At 54.6% G+C, this 22,613-nt stretch carries 23 protein-coding genes and 1 pseudogene; 7 read left to right on the top strand and 17 right to left on the bottom strand.

Features of this window, described 5'->3' with window-relative positions; all coding sequences use genetic code 11:
- Positions 1-17 precede the first annotated feature (17 nt).
- From ACR0DL_RS17930 to ACR0DL_RS17940, 3 genes are all read right to left on the bottom strand, one after another.
- Positions 18-800 (bottom strand): ATP-binding cassette domain-containing protein, encoded by a 783-nt coding sequence (locus ACR0DL_RS17930; RefSeq protein WP_170351257.1) that lies wholly within the window; start codon positions 798-800, stop codon positions 18-20.
- Entirely contained in the window at positions 800-1,870 is a 1,071-nt protein-coding gene (locus ACR0DL_RS17935) for an ABC transporter permease (RefSeq protein WP_170351258.1), read from the bottom strand. Before ACR0DL_RS17935 ends, ACR0DL_RS17930 begins: the two co-directional genes overlap by 1 nt.
- Before the next feature lie 118 nt (positions 1,871-1,988).
- Entirely contained in the window at positions 1,989-2,963 is a 975-nt protein-coding gene (locus ACR0DL_RS17940) for a sugar ABC transporter substrate-binding protein (protein ID WP_254428641.1), read from the bottom strand.
- 252 nt (positions 2,964-3,215) lie between these two features.
- Here ACR0DL_RS17940 and ACR0DL_RS17945 point away from each other — a divergent pair.
- Positions 3,216-3,377: pseudogene (locus ACR0DL_RS17945) on the top strand (winged helix-turn-helix domain-containing protein); the annotation flags it as partial.
- 60 nt (positions 3,378-3,437) lie between these two features.
- Positions 3,438-4,394 (top strand): ROK family protein, encoded by a 957-nt coding sequence (locus ACR0DL_RS17950; RefSeq protein WP_480567371.1) that lies wholly within the window; start codon positions 3,438-3,440, stop codon positions 4,392-4,394.
- 316 nt (positions 4,395-4,710) lie between these two features.
- Here ACR0DL_RS17950 and ACR0DL_RS17955 read toward each other — a convergent pair whose 3' ends face one another.
- From ACR0DL_RS17955 to ACR0DL_RS17980, 6 genes are all read right to left on the bottom strand, one after another.
- A complete protein-coding gene (locus tag ACR0DL_RS17955; RefSeq protein ID WP_170351261.1) occupies positions 4,711-5,856 on the bottom strand; it encodes an ABC transporter permease in 1,146 nt (381 codons plus the stop codon).
- On the bottom strand, positions 5,853-6,779 hold the full coding sequence (locus ACR0DL_RS17960; protein WP_170351262.1) for an ABC transporter ATP-binding protein: 927 nt from the start codon (positions 6,777-6,779) through the stop codon (positions 5,853-5,855). The genes ACR0DL_RS17955 and ACR0DL_RS17960 overlap by 4 nt, the downstream gene beginning before the upstream one ends.
- Positions 6,776-7,738: an HlyD family secretion protein gene (locus tag ACR0DL_RS17965; RefSeq protein ID WP_302477203.1), complete on the bottom strand. Its 963-nt coding sequence runs from the start codon at positions 7,736-7,738 to the stop codon at positions 6,776-6,778. Before ACR0DL_RS17965 ends, ACR0DL_RS17960 begins: the two co-directional genes overlap by 4 nt.
- 348 nt (positions 7,739-8,086) lie before the next feature.
- A complete protein-coding gene (locus ACR0DL_RS17970; protein WP_480690609.1) occupies positions 8,087-8,557 on the bottom strand; it encodes an NAD(P)H-dependent flavin oxidoreductase in 471 nt (156 codons plus the stop codon).
- 202 nt (positions 8,558-8,759) lie between these two features.
- Entirely contained in the window at positions 8,760-9,386 is a 627-nt protein-coding gene (locus ACR0DL_RS17975; RefSeq protein ID WP_480690582.1) for a dioxygenase family protein, read from the bottom strand.
- 49 nt (positions 9,387-9,435) lie between these two features.
- On the bottom strand, positions 9,436-10,269 hold the full coding sequence (locus ACR0DL_RS17980; RefSeq protein WP_480690584.1) for a nuclear transport factor 2 family protein: 834 nt from the start codon (positions 10,267-10,269) through the stop codon (positions 9,436-9,438).
- Between the two features lie 216 nt (positions 10,270-10,485).
- Between ACR0DL_RS17980 and ACR0DL_RS17985 the strand changes: the two genes are divergently transcribed.
- Entirely contained in the window at positions 10,486-11,379 is an 894-nt protein-coding gene (locus ACR0DL_RS17985) for a LysR family transcriptional regulator (RefSeq protein ID WP_480690611.1), read from the top strand.
- A gap of 185 nt (positions 11,380-11,564) precedes the next feature.
- Here ACR0DL_RS17985 and ACR0DL_RS17990 read toward each other — a convergent pair whose 3' ends face one another.
- Complete coding sequence (locus ACR0DL_RS17990; protein WP_480690586.1) at positions 11,565-12,440, bottom strand: aminotransferase class IV; 876 nt, start codon at positions 12,438-12,440, stop codon at positions 11,565-11,567.
- 11 nt (positions 12,441-12,451) lie between these two features.
- Positions 12,452-13,927, bottom strand: a complete 1,476-nt coding sequence (locus tag ACR0DL_RS17995; RefSeq protein WP_480690588.1) for an N-acyl-D-amino-acid deacylase family protein — start codon at positions 13,925-13,927, stop codon at positions 12,452-12,454.
- 482 nt (positions 13,928-14,409) lie between these two features.
- Between ACR0DL_RS17995 and ACR0DL_RS18000 the strand changes: the two genes are divergently transcribed.
- Complete coding sequence (locus ACR0DL_RS18000; protein WP_480690590.1) at positions 14,410-14,679, top strand: methyltransferase family protein; 270 nt, start codon at positions 14,410-14,412, stop codon at positions 14,677-14,679.
- A 135-nt stretch (positions 14,680-14,814) separates the two neighbouring features.
- Here the strand turns inward: ACR0DL_RS18000 and ACR0DL_RS18005 are convergent, their stop codons facing one another.
- The 3 genes from ACR0DL_RS18005 to ACR0DL_RS18015 all read right to left on the bottom strand — a co-directional run bounded on the left by ACR0DL_RS18005 (position 14,815) and on the right by ACR0DL_RS18015 (position 17,264).
- Entirely contained in the window at positions 14,815-15,723 is a 909-nt protein-coding gene (locus ACR0DL_RS18005; RefSeq protein WP_170351266.1) for a sigma-70 family RNA polymerase sigma factor, read from the bottom strand.
- Positions 15,720-16,181, bottom strand: coding sequence for a carboxymuconolactone decarboxylase family protein (locus ACR0DL_RS18010; protein WP_170351267.1), 462 nt, complete (start codon positions 16,179-16,181; stop codon positions 15,720-15,722). Before ACR0DL_RS18010 ends, ACR0DL_RS18005 begins: the two co-directional genes overlap by 4 nt.
- A gap of 297 nt (positions 16,182-16,478) precedes the next feature.
- Positions 16,479-17,264 (bottom strand): helix-turn-helix domain-containing protein, encoded by a 786-nt coding sequence (locus ACR0DL_RS18015; RefSeq protein WP_480690592.1) that lies wholly within the window; start codon positions 17,262-17,264, stop codon positions 16,479-16,481.
- 105 nt (positions 17,265-17,369) lie between these two features.
- On the opposite strand from ACR0DL_RS18015, the gene ACR0DL_RS18020 reads away from it, so the two are divergent.
- Positions 17,370-17,777 carry a hypothetical protein gene (locus tag ACR0DL_RS18020; protein ID WP_170362711.1) on the top strand — a complete coding sequence of 136 codons (408 nt, stop codon included), beginning with the start codon at positions 17,370-17,372 and terminating at the stop codon, positions 17,775-17,777.
- A gap of 78 nt (positions 17,778-17,855) precedes the next feature.
- Here ACR0DL_RS18020 and ACR0DL_RS18025 read toward each other — a convergent pair whose 3' ends face one another.
- Genes ACR0DL_RS18025 through ACR0DL_RS18035 form a run of 3 tightly spaced genes read right to left on the bottom strand, consistent with a single transcriptional unit; the run spans position 17,856 to position 20,159 of the window.
- Entirely contained in the window at positions 17,856-18,233 is a 378-nt protein-coding gene (locus tag ACR0DL_RS18025) for a nuclear transport factor 2 family protein (protein WP_480690594.1), read from the bottom strand.
- Positions 18,217-19,209, bottom strand: a complete 993-nt coding sequence (locus ACR0DL_RS18030; RefSeq protein WP_480690596.1) for a DMT family transporter — start codon at positions 19,207-19,209, stop codon at positions 18,217-18,219. Before ACR0DL_RS18030 ends, ACR0DL_RS18025 begins: the two co-directional genes overlap by 17 nt.
- The gene (locus ACR0DL_RS18035) at positions 19,209-20,159 is read right to left on the bottom strand and encodes a glutathione S-transferase family protein (protein ID WP_480690598.1); all 951 of its coding nucleotides are present in this window, start codon (positions 20,157-20,159) and stop codon (positions 19,209-19,211) included. The genes ACR0DL_RS18030 and ACR0DL_RS18035 overlap by 1 nt, the downstream gene beginning before the upstream one ends.
- 112 nt (positions 20,160-20,271) lie before the next feature.
- Between ACR0DL_RS18035 and ACR0DL_RS18040 the strand changes: the two genes are divergently transcribed.
- Both ACR0DL_RS18040 and ACR0DL_RS18045 read left to right on the top strand, forming a co-directional pair.
- Entirely contained in the window at positions 20,272-21,195 is a 924-nt protein-coding gene (locus ACR0DL_RS18040) for a LysR family transcriptional regulator (protein WP_480690600.1), read from the top strand.
- Between the two features lie 366 nt (positions 21,196-21,561).
- Positions 21,562-22,317 carry an SDR family oxidoreductase gene (locus ACR0DL_RS18045; RefSeq protein WP_170351281.1) on the top strand — a complete coding sequence of 252 codons (756 nt, stop codon included), beginning with the start codon at positions 21,562-21,564 and terminating at the stop codon, positions 22,315-22,317.
- The last annotated feature ends 296 nt before the right edge of the window (positions 22,318-22,613 follow it).

Below are 22,613 nucleotides of genomic sequence, written 5' to 3' on the forward strand. Positions count from 1 at the left end.
CATTATGTCCTGCCCGATCACGCGGCGTCCTCTTTCGGGGGCTCTTTGGCACCAGTCATGAAGGCCACGGCATCGGACATTGTGTAGTCCTTGGGATCGATTGTGCAGAGCCTTTTGCCCAGCCGGTGCACATGGATGCGATCGGCGACTTCGAAGACATGCGGCATGTTGTGGCTGATAAGTATGATCGGAATGCCACGCGCGCGCACGTCCTGGATGAGTTCGAGAACTTTGCGACTCTCTTTCACCCCCAGTGCAGCCGTTGGTTCGTCCATGATGATGAACTTGGTCGCAAAAGCTGCGGCGCGCGCAACGGCAACACCTTGGCGCTGACCGCCCGACAGTGTCTCAACCGCTTGATTGATCGACTGAACGGTCATGAGGCCAAGCTCGGTCAGTTTTTCACGGGCGAACTTTTCCATGGCGGGTCGGTCAAGTTGACGCAGATATTGCCCCATGAAGCCCTGTTTGCGGATCTCACGACCCATGAACATATTGTCCGCGATTGACAGAGCGGGCGACATGGCAAGTTGTTGATAGACGATCTCGATCCCCATGTTCCGGGCGTCGATCGGAGAGGTAAAGTTAACCTTCTTGCCTTCGATGAGGATTTCGCCCTCATCCGGGATCGTGGCTCCGCAGATCGCTTTGACGATGGATGATTTTCCGGCGCCGTTGTCCCCAATGACCGCAAGGATTTCTCCCTGACGCAATTCAAAATCGGAATGGTCGATGGCGGTGACGTGGCCATAGCGCTTCACGATTCCGCGGCCTTGGACGATTGGTGTTGTGTCTGACATTAGCCCGAAACCTTTCTAATCCACTGGTCGACTGCGACCGCTGCGATGATGAGGAGACCGATGAGCAGGAAGGTCCACTGCGCATCTGCGCCCAAGAGCCTCAGCCCAAGAGTAAACACGCCAACGATCAGTGCTCCGAACAACGATCCCAGAATGGATCCCCGCCCGCCGAACAGTGAGATGCCACCGATCACAACCGCGGTGATACTTTCGATGTTGGCCAGTTGGCCAGAAGTTGGAGAGACTGAGCCGATGCGGCCGATCAGAGCCCAGCCGGCGAAGGCGCAGATCAGCCCGGAGAGCATATAAACTGACATCAAGGTCTTGTGGACGTTGACACCGGACAGTTCGGCCGCTTCTGGATCGTCGCCCACCGCATAGACATGACGGCCCCAAGCTGTGTGTTTGAGTGCATAGGCCAGCACAAAAATCAAGACGAGCATGAATATGACGCCAACTGTAAAAGTCGCCCCACCGATGCTAAATTTTGTGCCGAAAAACTGAAGGAAGGGGGCGTTTGCCTCTATGTCCTGACTACGAATGGTCTCGTTTGCGGAATACAGGAAGTTGGTTGCCAGAACGATCTGCCACATTCCAAGTGTGACAATAAAAGGGGGGAGTTTAACGCGGCTGACAAGCCAACCGTTGAGGGCTCCGATCATCGTTCCGACAGCCAGACCGCACATGACGGCTAATGGCACAGGAATGCCATATCGGAAGGTGAACTGACCCATGATAACTGAAGAAAAAACCATGATCGCACCGACACTCAGATCGATGCCAGCGGTCAGAATAACAAGGCTCTGCGCTGCTGCCACGATGCCGACGATCTGAACCTGTTGAAGGATCAAGGTCATAGCGAAGGGCGAGAAAAATTTTGAACCCAATAGCAGCCCAAAAACCAACATCGCTCCGACTAAGACAATAAGTGGCACAAAGGACGGATTGACATGGAGAAGGTGCTGCAACTTCCCCAGTGCGCCGCGCCGGTGATCCTCAAACTCCGCGACGGTTTCCGCCCTGCTTGCTGCGGCTTCAAATTCCGGGGTGCCTTGGTTTGTTTCAGACATATCTCACCCTTTCGTGGCTTGCATTGGGTTCACGAGATCAGTTTACAGGAAGTATCGGATTGCTGGTTAAAGCAATGGTGAGGCGCTCATAGGAGCGCCTCACCAAATGGGCTTGTACTTAGCCCCAGCAGAGTTCCAGGCCCTCTGCGACTGAAATCGATTCAACACCATCGGCGGGTTGATCAGTAATCAGCGCCACACCGGTATCATAGAAGTCTTTTCCAGGTGTGTTTTCAGGCTTCACGCCTTCGTCTGCCCATTTCTTTACGGCTTCAACACCAAGCGAAGCCATCAGCAAGGGGTATTGCTGGCTTGTGGCGCCGATTACACCGGCCTGAACGTTTTGTACGCCGGGACACCCGCCATCGACTGAAACGATCAGAACATCGTTTTCACGTCCAATGGATTTCAGGGCCTCGTAAGCGCCCGCCGCTGCCGGTTCATTGATCGTATGCACAACGTTGATCGTCGAGTCCTTGGCCAGAAGGTTTTCCATGGCGCGGCGCCCGCCTTCTTCGTTGCCGTCGGTCACGTCACTACCAACCAGCCGCGCGTCCGTTTCGTCGCCAATGACATTGGGATCAGCCAAGTCCACTCCGAATCCGTCAAGGAAGCCCTGATTGCGCAGAACGTCTACTGTTGGCTGGCTGACATTCAGATCAAGCGTCGCGATTTTTGCGTCCGCTGCAGCGTCACCCATTTTGGCCTTTGCCCATTGCCCGATCAACAGTCCGGCCTTGTAGTTATCCGTTGCGAAAGTTGCATCAGCTGAATCGATCGGGCTGAGCGGTGTGTCCAGCGCAATAACCAAAAGTCCTGCATCCCGCGCTTGTTGGACCGCTGGAACAATCGAGCTCGTGTCCGATGCCGTTAGTAGAATTCCCTTTGCACCGTCGAGGATGCAAGTTTCAATGGCCTGAACCTGAGTTTCGTGGTCGCCGTCAATTTTACCAGCAAAGGCTTTCAACGTCATGCCAAGCTCTTCAGCCTTGGCCGTCGCGCCTTCTTTCATTTTTACAAAGAAGGGATTGGTGTCAGTCTTCGTGATCAGGCAGACGGTTTCTCCGGCTGCCTGAGCAGAGGCCGCTGCCATCGTGAGCACAGTCGCAGATGCGGCAATCTTGAATAGATTTCTCATATTTGTCCTCCCAGAAATATTTGTTGCCCCGAGCGGCGTACCAACGAGGCCTACCTCCATCCTCTAATGAAGGTCTCATTCAAGAAACTGTGATTCTGGTCTCTCTGTCAATAAATAAATAAAGTTTATTTATTAATTTGATCGACCGCCTTTCCATAGTAAAACAAGGTGGTTATGTTTTGAGTTATGGAGAAAGACGCGCTGAGAATGCTGACAGGAGGCGTAAGTCAAAGCGGTGTTCGAGACCACAACGAACGTCTGATTTTGACAGTTTTACAACGGCATGGGCCTACGGCGGGTGCTGACGTTGCGCGGTTGACAGGTCTGTCTCCACAGACCGTTTCAATCATTTTGCGCAAGCTCGAAAAAGACCAGATTCTCAAACGCGGAGCCCCGTTGCGTGGAAAAGTTGGGAAGCCCTCGATCCCAATGGAGTTAAACCCGGAAGGCATCTTGTCAGTCGGGATGAAGATAGGGCGACGCAGTGCCGATCTGCTTTTGATCGACTTTACAGGCAGGCCGCGCCGCCAACTTTCCACAACCTATGATTATCCGTTGCCAGAGGCCGTTTTCGGGTTTTTGGATTCTGGCTTGGAAACGCTACTGGCTCACGAACCGCAAAGGCTTCGTGATCGCGTATGCGGGATTGGAATCGGCACACCGTTCGAACTTTGGAAATGGCACGACCTGTCTGGGCTTGCCGCCAAGAAGTTTAGTTCCTGGAAAAACGTTAACTTCTTCTCGGAGGTCGCCAAGTTCAGCGACTTGCCGGTTTTTGTAGTCAACGACGCGACCGCTGCGTGTCACGCGGAGCATCTATATGGTCGTGGGGCTGAGTATCGCGATTATTTTTATTTCTTCATTGGGTCAATGATCGGCGGCGGAGTCGCGTTGAACGGCACCGTGTTTGAGGGCAACCAAGGCAATGCTGGTGCCTTGGGCGCGATGCGCACGACGGGCCCATTGGGTGAAAGCCAGCAACTGATCGACACCGCCTCACTGTTTCTGCTTGAGGACAGGCTGATCGAAGGGGGCGTCGATCCCGCGATTCTCTGGAAGAAGCCGCAGGACTGGACCAGCATCACACGGTATGTCGAGCCGTGGATTGGAGCGACTGCGCAGGAGTTGGCCAAGGCTTCTCTTTCAATTTGTGCCGTCATCGACTTCGAGGCCATTTTCATCGACGGGGCGTTTCCGCCGGACGTAAGAGAAGAGTTGGTGGCAAGGGTTCGGCGCTATCTGGTCAACCAGGACAAACGCGGTCTTATCCCTCCGGTCGTGGAAGCCGCAGCAGTCGGAGAAAACGCCCGTGGCATTGGGGCGGCAAGCAGCCCAATTTTTCGCCAGTTCCTACTAAACACCAATGCAGGCCTTTCTGGGATGTAGCAGCAGTTCGTCGTCAAATTTCCTAATCAGGAAAGAGTCGCGGATTTCGGAGGGAGCGGGGGACTCGCCTTTCTGGCCGGGGCCAGCCATAGGTTTTCCTTTCTGGGTTTTGATTTGGCGGTAGCGATTGCCTTTGCGCCTTTTCCCATGATTTTTATCTTCCTTGGCTAACCGTCGTGTGCCCGAATGGGTGCGCTGCGTTTTTCTGCTGAGCCGATAGGCCTCTTTCAATACCTTCGGCGTGTGCACCTTCCGCTATCGGGAGGCTGCAATGCTGTAACGTCAAAATCGACGAACGTTCGGAACGGGCCGCAATTCAATCCAACTGTTTCTTGAATCTCAGAGTTGCCGCCAACAATCCGAATACTGCAAACCCGATCATCCAGAGAATCCCCCATCGCAACTCATAGAGCGAAGCATCTCGCAGGACCACGCCGCGGATCATGTCCATAAAATGCGTGGCCGGCAGGACTTGTGCGATGGTTTGGACAGGTCGCGGCATGCCGTCGAAGGGGAACATGAACCCGGACATCAGGATCGAGGGCAGCAGGACAAAAATGGTCATCTGCATCGATTGAAGCTGGTTCTGTGCAAGTGTTGAAATGACCAACCCTAGCGACAGGCTGGCAATGATAAAAAGCAGTGTCACCACAAGAAGAACGCCCAACCCACCATTGATCGGGACATCGAACAACACGTGCCCGATGCCAAGGATGATTGCGACCTGCAGCAGTCCCAGGAAGATATAGGGTATGATCTTGCCAATCATCAGCTCGATGGACTTGATCGGTGTGTTGATCAACATCTCCATATTTCCCCGCTCGCGTTCACGGACGATAGCGGCCGAGGTGAACAGGATCATTGTCATGGTCAGGATAACCCCAACCAAACCGGGTACGATGTTCACCGCCGACCGCTGTTCGGGGTTGAAGTAGAGCGTGACTTCAAACGTAGGCACCTGTCGGTTGGGCGGTTGCTTGAGCAACTCGGTCAGTGGCATCGTGCGCAGGGACTTTATCGCGCTGGCGACCATCGTGTCCGAGCCGTCCACGATCCAATGGGCAACAGGCCGACTGCTGGTCTGGTTGGTTGCGTCGGGCAATCCCAATCCGACGGAAGGGCTTCGGGCAAGGCGGTGGCTCACATCCTGAGGAATAATTAGAGCGGCGCGTACGCGAGATTCGGTGATCGCGCGTTCGGCCTCTTGCGGGCTGGTCAACTCCTCGGTGATTGTTACGACCTGCGTGGCCTGAACAATCTGCGCCAACGTGCGCGACAGTTCAGTTCGGGATTGATCCACCAGTGCGACGGGTACGTGACGCAGATTTGTGTTTATCGCATAGCCGAACAGCAGCAGTTGGATCAGTGGTATCATGACAACCATGGCAAAGGTCATTCGATCTCGCCTCAGCTGAAGCAGCTCTTTTTTCAAAACGGCTGTGATACGACGCGGCGAGATCATTGTTCCGGCCCCCGCGTTGCGCTGACAAAGACGTCTTCAAGGTTTGGACGTTGAGACGTCAGGGACAGGTCCGCAAACGCATCAAGCCGGGCGCGTAGCATATCAACTGGCCGAGGTTCGGACTTGTCGACCAGCACGCGCAGCCGCGAGCCGACCTGAGCCGTTGATAGTATTTTGGATTTGCCATCCAGCTCGTGCTTGACTTTTCTCAGGTCCGGCCCTTCCACCTCTACAACATCGGCGTCCAGATCATCCATCAATTGACGGGGTGACCCATCCGCCTTTTTTACGCCGTGCTGCAGTATCGCCAGCCTGTGGCAACGCTCTGCTTCGTCCATGAAATGGGTCGACACAATCATCGTCGCACCCTGATCGACCAGATCGAACAGCTGCTCCCAGAACGTGCGGCGGGTTTCGGGATCAACGGCCGACGTTGGTTCGTCGAGAAACAGAAGTTTTGGCTGATGCATGACGGTTGCTGCCAGCGCCAGTTTCTGTCGTTGTCCGCCGCTCATGCTGCCGCTTAGCTGATGCACATTCGTTGTCAGGTCATAGGTGTGCAGCAACTCGTCAATCCGGTCCGCGGCTGATTTAGCCGGAACGCCGTAAATTTCCGCCGCGAACCGTAGATTCTCAAGAACGGTCAAATCGCGATAGTACGAGAAGATCTGGGTCATATACCCAATCTCGTTCTTCAACGGTTCCGCCGCTTCGGGCATGGACTGCCCCAAAACCGAGATCGTTCCACTGCTGGGGGTTAGCAAGCCGGTCAACATGCGCATGGTAGTGGTCTTGCCACAGCCATTGGGGCCAAGAAACCCGTAGATCTGGCCCGTTCTGATCTCAAGGTCCAGATTGTTGACCGCTGTGTTTTCCCCAAACCGGCGGGTCAGGCCTTTCGTCGAGACAACGATGTCGCTCATGGTAAGGGAACCTGCACAGGCACTCCGGCGGGTAAGTCCGGCGATGCGGTTGGCAGGTCAATTTCGGCGAGATAGACAAGCCGCGTACGGTCATCCTTGTTCAGCCCGTAATATGGCGTGAACGACGCATCGTCGCTGATCCAGCGGATCACGCCGTCCAATGGATCGGAGAGTCCGTCAATGCGCACTCTCAGTTTATCGCCGGGCTTTAGTTTGACGCGATGCGGTTCGGGCACATAGACACGCGCATAGGGTGTTTGACCGGTGACCATAACCGCAACCGGGCTGCCGGATGTTACCCGCTCGCCCAGATTCCAAGGCAGTGAATCCAGTACACCATCGCGGGTCGCAACAACTGTCAGGTCATCCAACACGGTCTGCTCGGCAGCAACCGTGGCTTCTGCTGCACGTACGTTGGCCTCGGCGACAGCAAGATCTTCGGGACGGGTGCCGTTTTGCAGCTCTTTCAAAGATTCCTGAGCGCTGGCCAACTCGGCACGCGCAGAATCGCGTAAGGCCAGATCATTTGCCACCTGTGCTTCGGTGACGACCGAGTTTTCGACCAGTTTGGCGTTTCTTTCATAGATGGCTTCGGCGTCAACCAGTCGCGCAACAGCACCTGCGACCTTGGCTTCGGCAATTGCAATCTCTTCTTCCCGCGGTCCGACTTGTAGCTTCAACAGCGTGGCCTGCGCCTTTTGAAGCTCGGCCTGTGCCAGGCTGAGCTTGGCAGTCTGTAATGTTGGATCGAGTTGAACCAGAATATCTCCTGCTTTGACGACAGTTCCTTCGGCGATCGGTAAGTCGACAACGATTTCACTGGCCGTCGCAGTCAAAGCCACCCGGTCGCGGGCCAGTACGCCCAGGGCCACGCTCGTGTCTGAACCAGAGCACCGATCCAGAACGGCGGGCAAAACGGCGACCAATATCAAGGGTATGGGAATCGTCAAATTCAGCAAGGCTACCTTCCGGTTTCTGGCCGCTATTCAGGTGGGCCGGTTATTGAATCATACAATCAGGAAATTCGATTTGTATATATCGTCCTGCAGCAGCGTCACTCAAGCAGGCACCCCAGCCAATCTTCGAGGTTTTGGATGTTCTGGCGGCAGCATTCGACTTCATTCGGGCCAATGACACCGCTGGGCGTGGCGTGAGCAACGTATCTAAAGCTCACTTTGTCCCGCGTACTGTGTGTTTATACGCATCGATATATTGCGCACGCAGCGAACGGCGGGTTTTATGGCTGCGACTGCAACACCACGGCATTAGGTTGAATGTCGACTCTGGGCCGAACCCAGTCCCTTTTATCAATTGATTTGAGCAGCGCCTTTCAAGGCCTCAACAACCTGGGTCGGAGGGCACCCGAAGTGAAAGCTAACCATGGCAGGCGTTTCGGAAACGAGGAGCGCAAGCTTGTCGGTGACAAAGGTTTCTGCCTCTGTATCTGAAGTGTTTGTGGGCATCTCCAAACCGAGCCGCTGATAAAACGGCAAAACGAGTGAACGCGCCTGTTCGTCGAGCACAGGATCAAAGGTTGGAGCCTCATGTAGAAAGAAATTGAGGTTGAACGGTTTATCGGTTGCCGCCTTCATCTCAGATATTCTTTGCTCCAGTTCGTTGATCGACATTTCGGCACACCCCAGCGAACCCAGCCCGCCAGCATTGCTTACGGCCGACGCCAGAGGAACCAGCGGTTTTTGAAGGATCATCGGGGCCTGAACGATTGGATATTCGATACCAAGAAGTTCGGTGAATCTCGACTCAGTCTGTATACGGATCTCCTCTGTTTACAGATGAGTATCATGGAGTGGACTTCATCGAAGCGCTTTTCAGTGGCACTATGATTTCGAGAAATCCTTTTTTCTCCCGCCAGTTGAATATGTTGCGCCGCTTTTGACGTCGACTTCCAGCCCAGTTAAATGAGCCGAGTGTGCCTTATGCCATAGGCGCGCAAATATCTGCCGCTTCTAGCCGGAACCTTCAAACCTGCAGGTTGATTTCAGTTTCGATTCCGGAGTCCGTTTCAACAAAAAACATCGAAACGCATTCAGCTTGTTCGTCTGAAAGGCGTCGGTAAAGGCTGTCGCGTTTGTTTTCGGGCTCATCGGCCACATAGAATTGGGTTGTGAGCAGTTCGGTATCGCCATCAAGGACTTTTACGTGGATATGGGGCGTACGGCCCGGATACTTACCGGGCTTGATCGTGCGGAAACTGTAGCGGCCATCCTCGTCGGTGATGTCATGACCAAAACCCTGAAAGCCCCGATCATAGACCACATTGCGGCCGTCTCCTGGATGGAGGTATTTTCCGTTGAGATCGCATTGCCAGATTTCAATCCTGTGTCCTGACCGAGGCGCGCCATTTCTGTCTGTGATGCGACCCTTCAGTGTGATCACTTCTCCGCCGGCTTCTTCCACGAGCCCCATGACCTTGACCAGATCGTTGTCCACATCCGGCATCCGCATGGAAGGCGTTGGATAGAATGGCCCTTCGGCGGCGCGAGGCGTCATTTCTGCTGCGTCAGCCCGGCGCAAAAAGAAGACCCCTCCGGCTACAGCGGCAAATCCGGTCAAAAGGTTGCGACGCGTGGATTTACTGGCTTTCATGTCTGGCTCCTCTCGGACTAATTCAGTCAGTATTCGGCCACCTGCCTTATCAGAACATACTGTTCCCGTGGGCGAAGTCCTCGGCAGCCGGAATCTCTTGTGCGATATCCCAATGCTCCACGATCTTGCCTTCGTCATCGTGACGCACAATCTCGATCACCGCATTGCCCCAATCGGCATATTCTACCAGCGCCATGGTCAGATCACCGTCAGAGATTGTCTGATGCACAGTAACATTGCCAAGTGTGCCGTCACTATCCTGGAAAAAGCCAAAGATGGGTTCGGTTCCATTCGGGACCCTCGGGTTATGCTGCATATACTCCGCACCGAAGAGCCGCTTCAGAGTTTCGATGTCCCCGGCGATCCCGCGGTCAAAGAACTCGACCGCGTTCATCGTGTTGCGCGCTAGATCCATGTTTGAGACGTATTTGTCTACATCTCCGCCACCGTCGATCATGGAATTACCGTTGGCAGTTTCGAATTGGGGAACTTCGGTTTGAGACGTATCCCAATGTTCGATGATCTGGCCGTCCTCAAAACGGAAGATGTCTCCAACGATGGCGGTCTCATCGCCAATAATTACTCGTGCCTGAACGCCGACGAGATCTCCCTGCGCCAGAACACGCGCAATTTCACGCTGCGGTTTCTTGCCGTTTTCTTTCATCCAGATCACGCTTGCCCGGATACCTTCACGCCCATCGGCGATGGACGGTGAATGCTGAATGTAGCGCGGATGATAAAGCTCATCGATCAATTCAACGTTCTGAGCATCAAACATCTCTGTCAGAGCCCGCAGGGCAACCGCCTTGTTCTCTTCCTCGCCCGCAAAGGCAGGAACGCTCACCACAAGCAACGTTGCTGATATTGCAATTAGATTTTTCATGAGTTTCCTCCTAAGCAGCCAGATGGGGGACAACCGTCGGCGTTTTGTAGAAATCCGACAGACCGATGATTTCAGTTGTTTCGGCATGGAGAAACACGGTCAGCTCGCCTTACGTTAAAACCTTCAATTGTTGCAGAAAACCTAGTGACCACATAACGTCACCTAAAGAGACAGTTTGTGGAATGACTGTCAGTTAAAAGGTGACAATTGAAAAACGTGAATTTCAACAGGATTGGCTACTTTGTCGCCGTGGTAGACGCGGGTACGATCACCGGCGCAGCAAAAGCGTTGAGTATAAGTAAAGCCGTTGTCAGCAAGCAAATTCTGACCCTGGAAGAAGAACTGGGCACGGCCCTTTTGCATCGCAACACGCGCCACATGCACCCAACAGATGCGGGACTGCGGTTTTACGAGCAAGCCAAGGCAGCGCTAAACCAAGCCGAAGAAGCTTATGCAGAGGTCCAGTCTGGTAAAGCGATCCCGGAGGGGCATTTTCGAATAACAGCGCCAGTTGATTACGGCACGCTGCATCTCGCTCCGCTATTGGCGCAGTTTGTTCAGGATAACTCAGGTGTCACGATTGATCTTCACCTCAGCGATGATCGACTTGACCCGGTTGAACACCACTTTGACCTAGGCTTCCGTGTCGGATGGCCGAGTGACTCGTCAAATCAAATGCGCAAAGTCGGGACGTTTGAGGAATGGGTGGTTGCGTCACCCGGATTGGCTCAAAGTGCCGCAGAGCCAAATGACCTTGCTGGACTTTCTTTCGTTGCTAACGCCGCGCTCAAAAATGCGACCAAGTGGCGGTTTTCGAAAGGTAGCAAGGTTCAGGACATTACCGTCACCTCGTCTTTCAAACTCAACACATCCCCAGCGATAAGCAGAGCCATCGCCGCTGGCGCGTGTTTCTCGATATTGCCGAATTTTCTTGTCTATGACGATGTGGCCGCGGGCCGACTGGTCCGCCTCCTGCCGGATTGGTCGCTCCGCTCAGGCGGCATCTATGCTATGACGCCCCCAACAAAGCACAAGCCACTCGCCATACGGACCATCATTGAAGTGATTGCGACTTATCATCAGGCAGGACTTGGTCAAACCTCCGGATAAGTGTCCTCAGTGGTTGCAGACCTAGAGGTGATTGCCTTTAACAGCAGGTTTAGTTGAGTAATCCGCGTGTTCGCGTGCACATTTTTTTGCAACTGCGGCGAATGCTGGTCTGGAGAGGCCGCACCGCAGCGTTGGAGACAGCGATAAATGTCTCTTATGGGCCGCGAACGCCTAGCTGTTGCTATCTATTGAAGACTGGCGCGGTTGTGTCGGAAGGAGGCGCGCACGGCTTTGAGATATTCGCGGCGCAGCAAGGTTGTAACAGTGCCCGTCTCACCGTCACCTATTTGTCGGCCATCGACTTCGGGCACCGGCTGAACATAGCTGGAAGCGCCAGTGGCAAAAGCTTCATCCGCCCTGAAGACGTCGTCTAGCGTATAGGTGGCATCGACCACTTTCAGCCCCAGGTCGTCGGCAACGCGTAGCATGGTCTGGCGGGTGATCCCTGGCAGAATATCACGGCTGAGGGGGCGGGCGTAGATGCAGCCATTTCTTACGATGAAAAACGACATTGCCCCGCATTCTGTCACTGTGCCATCGGGCGCAATCATAAGCGCCTCATCCGCACCGGCCTTGCGGGCAATTTCTTTCGCCAGAACCTGACCTAACAAGTTGCTGGTCTTGATATCTCGTCGTGCCCAGCGAATATCCGGTGCGCTGGCCAGTCGCAGAGGTTGCGGCGGATCGGCGGCCAGCCCCCCGTGCAGCGGCTGGGTGAAGGCAAAAACGTTGGGTGACAGGCCGCCGGGGTAAAGATAATCGCGATCATGCGCGCCACGGGTGACGTGCAGATAGAGAAACGCTTCCTCCACCCCGTTGCGCGCAATCAGCCCCATCAGCCCGTCATATAACGCACCCTCGCTCATCGGTGGCCGCATTTCCAACTCGGCCAACGACCGGTTCAGACGCTGCATATGGTAATGGAAATCAATGATCTGCCCGTCCAGAATGCCAAAGCCTTCATATACAGCGTCAGCAAACAGCAGGCCCCGATCAAAGATTGGCAATTGCGCTTTTTCCTCGGGCATATATGTCCCGTTCAGCCAGATTGTTCTGCTCATGTTTTTCCCCGTTATTGTTTGTGGTTGTTCAGGAAGCGACCTGCGCGCGTGTGGGTCTGGTGCCCCTGAGAAAGGGTGACCTGCCCGTTTACAAAAACGTAATGAATGCCTTTGGCGGGCTGCTCTGGAGCGTCGAAATCAGCCACATCCGAGATTGTCTCTGCATCAAACAGTACAAGGTCTGCCTTTTTCCCGACTGCAACTTCTCCGCGATCGGTCAGGCCGAACTTTGCTGCGGTCAGGCCGGTCATCTTGTGCACAGCCTGTGCCAGCGAGAACAATTTCAGATCCCGGGTGTAATGCCCTAAGACCCGTGGAAACGTGCCCCAGAGCCGAGGATGCGGTTTTTCGGTGCCAGGCAGCCCATCCGATCCGATCATCGACGCCGGGTGTTGTAGGATCCGCTGTACATCCTCTTCGTCCATGTCGAAATAGATAGCGCCAGCGGGTTTCAACTTTGTACAGGCTTCTTCCCGCGACACGCCCCATTCTGCAGCAATGTCATCAAGCATCCGCCCTCCAACCTCCGGGTGCGGGGCGGACCAGATGACAATCACGTCTTTAGCGGCATCAATGAATCGCTCCATCAGAGCAGAAGACGAAGCGGTATAGGGGTAGACATCCATGGCGACCTCTGCTTTCGCGCGGGCCGCGTCAATCATGGCTAGCGTCGTTTTGCTTTTGCCGAAGTTGCGAGAACCTGCGCATTTGTGGTGCGACAGGATCAGGGGAACATCGGCGCGTTGTCCAGTGGTCAGGGCTTCTTTGATGGCTTCGATCACGCCGTCACCTTCGTCCCGAACATGGGTTGTGTAAACGGTGTTCGGGTGGTGGCGTAGCACCCGTGCCAACATCACAACTTCTTCCCCAGGAGCCGCCATCGCGGCGGGATAGTCCAATCCACTGGAAAGCCCGGCCGCGCCCTCGGACAGCGCCTTATCAAGCAATTCTGCCATTCGATTGATTTCTGCACTGGTCGCGGCACGCTCCAAATCCGACCCCATTACGGTGGCACGTAGTGATGAATGCCCGGCCAGTAGTCGCACATTGACGGCGGGCGCTTCATCCTTGATCGCGCGTCGATACTCGGTGACGGTTTTAAAGCTGATTGACTGCACGTCCGGGGTGACATTGAACGGGTCTGGCAGATCTTCCTGCACCCTAAATGGAGCGGCGCTGATCCCGCAATTCCCGGCAATAACAGTGGTAACACCTTGTGTCACCTTGAACGGCATATCCGGGGTGCGTAGAAGCGCCCAGTCGTCATGTGTATGTGCGTCAATGAAACCGGGGGCGAGACACTGGCCCGCTGCATCAATTTCTGCCTGCGCATGAATACCGTTCAGCTGCCCTACGCCGACAATTTCGTCTCCTGAGATCGCCACGTCTGCTTTGCAGACCGGACCACCGGTACCGTCAATTACCGAGGCATTGCAGATCAGAAGGTCACATTCTTCCAACGTAGTTCCCTGAAAATTTCCTAGCATGGCGACCCGTCCTGGTTTTTCCCAGACTAATGCCAATCTCGCCGTAGCGGTGGTTTCAAATGTACATATTCTGGTCGCAATTGAGCAAATACCTCTGACAATACACCATCCAACCTCGACAATTTTTGAGAGGTTGTAAGTATTTCTGGTTCTGATCCAAGGACTTACTATAGCCAATCCGACGTCGCACTGGGTCTGGTTGCGAAGAATACGATCGACAAGCTGTGGTAAGATCCCTCTATGTTTTTGCGCATGACTAAAGCGGTACTTATCCTTCCGGGTACAGCACTGATTTACATCCCAATTTTGATCCAATGTTTCAGCGACCAATGGCCCTTTGGTGCAAGTGTGGGAACGCGTCTGCATTGAGCTGCGGCAGCGATGTTTGCTGTCCCCGCGCTTGCCTTAGCCGCGAACACGATGAAACTGTTTGTTCTTGAGGGATACGGAACTCCTGACCGTGGGACCCACCTCAAAGATTTGTGGTCAGTGGACCATACCGCTATGTGCGCAACCCCATGCTTTCATATGTTATTCTAATGGTAATGGCGGAAGCAGTGGCAATGAGCAGCCCATTCCTGTTGGGTTGGGCGATAGTGTTCTTTCTCCTCAACACACTTTACTTCAAATTCGTAGAGGAGCCGCGGCTGGAACGACGCTTTGGCGAGGACTACCTGCGGTACAAGGCGAAGGTGCCGCGATGGGTTCCCATGTTTCGGCCGTATGAGCCCTCAGGCGTGAACGACAATTGAATAGCAGGCTTTCCCGCGACGTGTGAGTTTGCTTATGACTTGATTTCGCTGTTGCCGCGAATGACTGCAACGACGAGCCGCACCGCGGCATCACGACACCTGAGCGCGTGACCGCTTTGGGCCGATGTAATCATCCTAGTCTGATAGGCCGCCATTGATGGGAGTGTGTCCGTCGAAAGACAGATGACGAGTCTTTTCTGGATTACGCACGACGTAGATCGCTGTGATCATCCCACTTTCTATCTCCAACGACGTGGTTTGCAAAATGTCGCCCGTTTCGTGGCTGAGGATCGAAGGCAGATTGTTCAGGTGGCAGAATTGCCATTGCTGGGCAGGTTGATCAGTGTATTTACGCGCCAGTCCAGACAATAACCGCATCACTTTGTCTCTGCCCAAAATCGGATTGAGTGTCGCCAATACTTTGCCGCCGCCATCCGAAACAAATCTTACGTCTTGCGCAAGTAATTTGGCGAGAACGTCGGTGTCGCCGCTTTTGGCGGCCATGAAAAATGCCTTCGCGATGGCTTCGCCTTGTTGCGGCTCAACCTGCGTTCGAGGTTTGTTGCGCTGCACATGTTTCCGAGCTCGGCTAACAAGCTGGCGGCAGGATTCAGGTGTGCGTTCCAATGCCTGTGCCAATTCGTCATATGATTGCTCGAATACATCGTGGAGCAGAAAGGCTGCCCGCTCGAGAGGTGTCAGCCGCTCCAGCGCCAGAAGGAGTGCCACCGAGACGTCACGATCCAGTCGCTCGGTGGCATCATCTGTGATCAGTGGTTCCGGCAACCATTCACCGGGATATGTTTCGCGTCGAGTATGCGCGGCCCGCATGTGATCCAAACATAACCGCGTGACCGCTCGGATCAGAAACCCAGTCGCGTCCCGCACGCTAGCATGATCAACCTTCTGCCAACGCAAAAATGCATCCTGTACTACATCCTCTGCGTCACTAACGGTGCCCAGCATTCGATAGGCGACCGCGAACAAGCGCGGTCGCAGATCGACAAATGTTTGGTCGTTGTCGAGTGAAGTTATATGACTCATTCGGCCGTGGCCTCCTTGGCGGCAGGATGTGGCGTTGCAAACCCAATAGCAATGCGGTTCCAGGCGTTGATCGTTGTCACTACCAGCGTCAGGGCGATCTTTTCCTGATCTGAAAACTGAGCGGCCATCTCATCATAGGTGTGATCCGGTGCACCATTCTGCTCGATGCGGGTCAGCGTTTCGGCCCAGGCAAGAGCGGCGCGTTCACGCTCGGAATAAAGAGACGACTCTCGCCACGCATTCAGCAAGTGAAGCCTGTCTTCACTCTCGTCCTGCGCACGCGCGTCATGGGTGTGCATATGAATGCAGAAAGCGCAGCCATTGATCTGCGACACGCGCAATTTTACTAATTCGATGAGACTGTGCTCAAGGCCCGCTGTTTTGAGGCATTCCTCCATGTCGAGCATTGGTTGCATCAGTTGCGGGGCAACGGCGAAATGGTTGAGACGGGATTGCATGAGGTGCTCCTGTATTCGGGTGTATAGAAACAGGACGCGGCAGGCGTGGAGTTTGTGACATGGGTGCTCAACAAATCAGTTTGCATTGCGTGGCAAGGACAGCTGAATCTCAATCGAGTTGCGCAATTTTCACCGGCATTTCGCGAAAGTTTTTCTCGAGAGGTTGCGCAGGCCGACGAGATCAACCAACAAAACCGGCAAATGCAGAGGTAACCGCATGGAAGAGGTAGCAAGTATCGAGACAACTTCAAACTGTTAGGCCAACTAGGCAAATTCCGACCGTTTGGAGACACAAAGTCAGCTTGATATCGGCAGTTGGAGATCCTGTGGCTGACTGGTGAGCGCCGTCAGCAAGACAGCGCTCTGTTCATCAGACGGGAAGAACAATTCAATTTTTAGATCGTCGAGCGTTTCGTCGGCTACAGTGCTGAACTGCGCTATCGTTCCGAACATCGAAAGGCGATGTCCTGCAAATCGATAGACCGTGGGAATGGATGGTCCCACTATTGCGTCACTTGGTGCATGCGCGTGCGCCGCCAGTTCTCTTATCGCAACCTCCAAATCAGGTATGCCACCTGCCGCTGCACTTTCCGCGCGAAGGCGAAGCATAGTGTAATGCGCCACTTCAGGCCAGTTTTCAACAACCTGTGCCATCGTAGGGCCAGTCAGCAATTCGAGGAGGCTATTTCCTGCAGCCATTCCGAGAGGTGCAAACAGCACCGCAGCGGGACCGTTTAATTCTACAACCCGCCAAAGACGATCAAGCACCAGACCCGGGTAGGGGGCATGTCTTTCCAACGTCCATGTGACAGCGTTCCGAATGGGTTCCATCGCCGCATTGTCAAGCGGCGTCGCCGCATATCTCGGCGCGAAACCGACGGCCTGCATCATCTGATTCCTGGCGTCAACGGGTACTTCCATAACCTCTGAAAGATGAACGATCATCTCAGGGCTGGGTCGGGAACGTCCGGTCTCTAGAAACGATATGTGTCGCGCACTGACGTCGGCTTCAACAGCTAGATCGAGCTGGCTCATCCGACGGCGCTTGCGCCATTCCTTCAATAGAACTGAGTAAGAAGTCATAAGGTAAACTTACACAATCAATTGTCAGAGATCACTTACCTCTGAGGTAATTGCTTTGAATACTCCTGACCGCGCATGACAGATCAAGTGAATTAGGAGGAAAACATGACATCACAACAATCTGCCATGCGTCGTTCAGGATGGATCCTGATTGGAGCGGGAGCGCTTTTTGCTTTGGCAGGGTTATCGATACTGCATCCCGTCGCCCACCTTTTCCTTAAGGTTGCCTATTGGCCGATGCAGGAGGTTGCGCCCGACATGGCGATACCGTCGCCATTGCTATTGGCCATCACCGGTGGGCTGACCGTCGGGCTCGGCGGAATGTCATGGGCATTAGGTACATATGTTGCGCCAATTTCCCCGGATGCGGCTCAAAGAGTAACCTGGGTTGCAACATGGTCCTGGTTTTGCACCGATAGCACTTTCTCAATCCTGGTTGGTGCGCCGTTCAATGCGGTGCTTAACCTGACATTTCTGGTCCTACTTCTGGCTTCTTGTCGAAATCGTCGTTGATTGAACTGAATACGGTATGGTGGTTTGTAGCGGCTTTGAGGGAGTCGAAGCCGCTTATCTGTACCACCATCAATCCCTCTAGAGTCCTGAAATATCCACGTAGACTACGTAATCAGCCACTTTTCCCTGTTGTAGGCCAAGTCGTGTGGCGAAGGGGACTTCATGCTCGCTGCTGTCCTTGCGTGTATAGTGGACCGTGCCGTCGCAAAACACAGTGCTCCCACTGGACCAGATGCCGGTTATCGTATGACGCATGGCGGCGATGGTCTGAAAGAAACTTTCGTTGGCATGCTCAACAGGCCCGCGCCCGTTGATCGGGTCGAAATTCCCGAGGCGAAATGTAACGTCCTCTGTCAAATAGCTAACGACGTCGCTGGCGTTCATTGCGTCGACGGCCGCATAAAGCCCGGCAACCAGTACTGTATGGGGCGAGCTGTGTTCAGTGGTGATCTGCATCCTTGTTCTCCTTGGCAGATGATAGGAAGGTTGTGACGTTCAGCGGCGCTTTGGCTTGTGTTTTGGACACAAGACGCCAGAGGTGGTTGAGGTGGATGTGCCCGTTGGTTATGGCCAACCCAAAAAACAGCACCGCGAGCGCCGCGACTAATGTGAGGTGTATTGGTTCGTCAAAGGCCAGAGCCCCGAAGCCAATGCCGAAAAGAGTGGCGAAATATCCGACCTGAGCAAATCCGACGCCATCAGTGCGCCGCTGGACTTCGAAAGTCAGCACATAGCTGAGTGCGGTGATCAGTCCGATCCCGGTTAACGCGGCAATCGGTCCAGGACCTGGCATCAAACCGGGCGCGATCTGACCACTTACAATGATCGGAAAACCGATCAGCAACAGTTGAAGCCCCAGTGTTCCGGCCGCCAGCGCTATGGGATCAGCACCCTGCGGGTAGGCCCGACTGCGAAAGACATTGCCCATTGCCAGCAGGAGAGGACCCGCCAGCGCAGCGGTGATCCAGCGCGGCGCAACGCCCGACAGGTCAAAGCCGCTATGGGTGGCAAAGCTGATGCCGACCAACCCGATCAGGATTCCGATCAGCCGGTATGACGGTAACATTCTCTTTTCGACCAAGGCCGTGATCGCGAAAGTGAAAAGCGGCGACAGTGTAACCAGCGCAGAGTAGAAGCCGGTCGAGACGTAGCCTAGTACTGTAAAGCCGATCAATGCAGGACCGCTGATGCCCAAAATCCCCGCCCCCAAGTAGTAGAACAGGTACTTGCGATGCAGTGGCGGGCGGTTACCGGTGATCGCAACGATGGTGAATAGAACAACGCTCGCGACCAGAAGTTGCCCGAACAAAGCTTGCTGTGGCGCGCTACCTGCTATGGCTACATATTTGGACAATGTAAAACTGACCCCAACCAGCGCACCGATCGCGATGATCAGGGCAGTCGGCGGAAGGCCTGTGGCAAAGCGGGGCATCACGCGGCACCCTTTGTCAGATCTGCAATGAAATTCGTCAGCTCCGGCCCGATCGGGATGATGCCACTCGGGTTGATGTGGCGGTGGCTGAGAAAATAGTGGGCGCGGATATGCTGCAAATCGATGGTTTCAGCCACGCCCGATATACTTGATACGTCCGCCAGATAACGCGAAAGGGCCGGATAATCCGAGATCCGTTTCCAGTCGATCTTGAAATGGGTCACATAGACAGGATCAAACCGCAGGAGCGTCGGAAAGAGCTTCAGGTCAACCTCAGTCGGCACCGCTCCAGCCAGGTATCGCCGCGTCATCAGCACTGCTTCTACGGTATCCAGCCCTGCATAAAGCTGATGGATCGCCTCGTCATATGCTTCCTGCGTGGTGGCAAAACCGACGCGATAGACACCGTTGCGAATGGGGGCCTGGATCATTTCAGCCAGCCGATCGATCTCAGCGGCGAATTCGGTTGGATAGAGGTCCAGAATGGCCGCGTCGACGAAGGCAGTGTCGATCATCCGCATGATGTCGGCGGATTCGGTGCTGATGATCTGACCGCTTTGCTTGTCTAACAGCACCGGGACCGTAATCGCGCCGGTATAAGAGGGCACAGCGCGTTGGTAGACTTGATAGAGGTAATGATCACGTGGCACACCGGCGGACTCGTCAAAGTCGGATTGGTTGATGACCCAACCGTCCTCAGACATCACCGAGTCCATCCAGGTTATGCTAATTACCTCGCGCAGCCCCTTGAGTGCCAAAACCAGGTCGACACCATGACACCATGGGCAGGCCTTGGAAAAATATAGGTGATAGCGGCCAGACGCGGTCGGAAAGTCTGCCTCAGCGTCCGAACTGATCCAGCCACGAAAGGAACTGGGCAACCGGTGAAAGCGCCCGTCGGATTGCGATGGCTTGTCGCGCAGAATTCCGTTGATGAGCATTTTGGGCATGGCCGTCTCCATCCAACATGTGTTGAGGACGACCTAGTGTGTTTCCAATGGCATGATAATTGGCTACCAGGTTTACATTAGGGTGAGAAAAAGTTGACCATACGAGAGTAACATGATCGAAATCGGAGCTATCCCCGTATTTGTCGCTGTGGCTGAATGCGGTGGTTTTGCTGCAGCTGCGCGGCGATTGGGGATCACCAAATCAGCCGTCAGCAAACGGATTGGCGCACTGGAAGCGCATCTTGGCACCCAACTGTTTCATCGCTCGACGCGCAGCATCTCGCTGACCGAAGCCGGTGAAATCTACCTGACGCACGCAATACAGGCGCTTGGATCGGCGCAGGAAGCGGAAGACGCGGTTGCGGCCGTTCAGGGTCACCCGGTCGGACATCTGAAGATCAGTGCGCCCATGTCCTTTGGACGGCTGCATATTGCACCGATGCTCACCGAGTTTCTGACCACTTATCCTGATATCACACTGGACCTGACTATGGATGACCGGGTCGTTGATCTGGTCGATGCGGGGTTGGACATGGCCGTTCGGGCCGGCACCCTGCCTGACTCTGCGATGATCGCGCGTCGGCTGGCGCCTATCCACAGTGTCCTTGCCGCCGCGCCGGATTATATAATGCGGCGGGGTAATCCACAGCAACCTGAAGACTTACTGACGCATAACTGCCTTCACTATGCCTATTCACGCGATCCGATGGAGTGGGTGCTGCATGGACCACATGGTGAACTGCGGGTACGCACCAAAGGCACTCTGCGCATCAACAATAGCGAGACGCTTTGCGCTGCCTTGCTTGACGGACTTGGTATTGGGCGGTTGCCGACCTTTGTGGCGGGTGCTCATTTGGCCACCAGCGATCTGGTCCGGGTCTTGCCGGATTACGCATTTCCGGAACAGGCGCTTTATGCCGTATTCCCCGAGCGACGCCATATGCCAATGAAAGTTCGCGCCTTTGTGGACTTCCTCGCCGAACGGATCGGGAAGGACAGACCGTTCTGGGATGCCGAAGCGAGGCTTGATGCCTAAAGTTGCCGTCATTGAATATCGCGATCGTTACGCTTGGCGCAAAAAGCGACTTAGCACGCGCGGTAATTTACTTCTATTGCGGTCCAGGAGGCATCGGCCCGTGAGCCTGATCAAAAAGTGATAGGCGCGTGTTATTGGCCAACACTGATGAGGCCAGAGATCGCACGGGAAGGGGGGATTGGCATCGTTGAGAGCAAAATACCGAGTGCTGCGGGACCCGCAAATGACGGTTTCCGTTTGAAGGTTGTCTGCCGACCCGGTTCTTGCTCATTCGATATTGGCCGCCCGACAAGCACAGGAAACGGATCGCTCAGCACGGATGTTTTTTCTTAACTGACTGGCATGCAGAAACTGAAAGGCATGACCATGGAACTGAAAGACAAAACGATCATCATCAGCGGGGCGAGCAGCGGAATCGGTGCAGCCGCAGCGCTTTTGTTTGCATCAGAAGGGGCAAACCTCGTTTTGGGCGCGCGTAGAGAGGCGCGGCTGAAGTCAATTGTTGAGCAGATAGAGCAAAGCAATGGGCGCGCCGTTTATCTGGCAGGTGATGTTCGCGATGAGGCATTTGCCAAGGGCCTGGTTGACTTGGCAGAACAACGGTTTGGTGGCCTCGATGGCGCATTCAACAATGCAGGCATTGTGGGTGATATGAGTCCAATTCCGGAAATGGAACTAAGCAACTGGCAGTCTGTCCTTGCAACCAACCTTACCAGTGCATTCCTTGCGGCCAATGCCCAGCTTCCCGCTTTGCAAAGACGTGGCCGTGGGTCAATCGTCTTTACGGGAACATTTGTTGGCTTCAGCAACGGCGGCATGCCGGGCATGGCGGCCTATGCTGCATCGAAAGCAGGACTGATAGGATTTACACAGTCGCTGGCATCGGATCATGCGGCGCAAGGCATTCGCGTCAATACAGTTCTGCCGGGCGGAACAAAGACTGACATGGCGGGTGACGACCCGGCGACGCACGACATAATCGCGGGTTTACATCCCGTTAAGCGCATGGCTGAACCGACCGAGATCGCTCAATCAGCCTTGTTCTTGTTGTCGGACCGAGCAAGTTTCGTGACTGGCTCTCCGTTAGCTGTTGATGGTGGTATGGCGACACGCCTGCTTTGAATACCTGCTGTTGGTCGCGTCATGGTCAACGGCAGCTGTGTCCACGTTTCGGGCGGGGCGGATCAAATGTCTGCCACCGCATGTTCACTCCGAACCCACTTGTTCAATTAGCCAGATCGCAGCAAGAGATTGGCCTATTGCTGGGTGGTTGCAATCAGTCTGAGCAGGCGCTTTCATCGCTTTTGAGTGGCGGCGGAACGCGACGCAAACTCCATGAGGCGCCTGAACTTTGGGCAATCCATATGGGTCTCTGCCGGACAATCCGCCACGTGACGCAACGCATCGCGTAGCCGGGT

The sequence above is a fragment of the Ruegeria sp. BB5 genome, assembly GCF_056539405.1.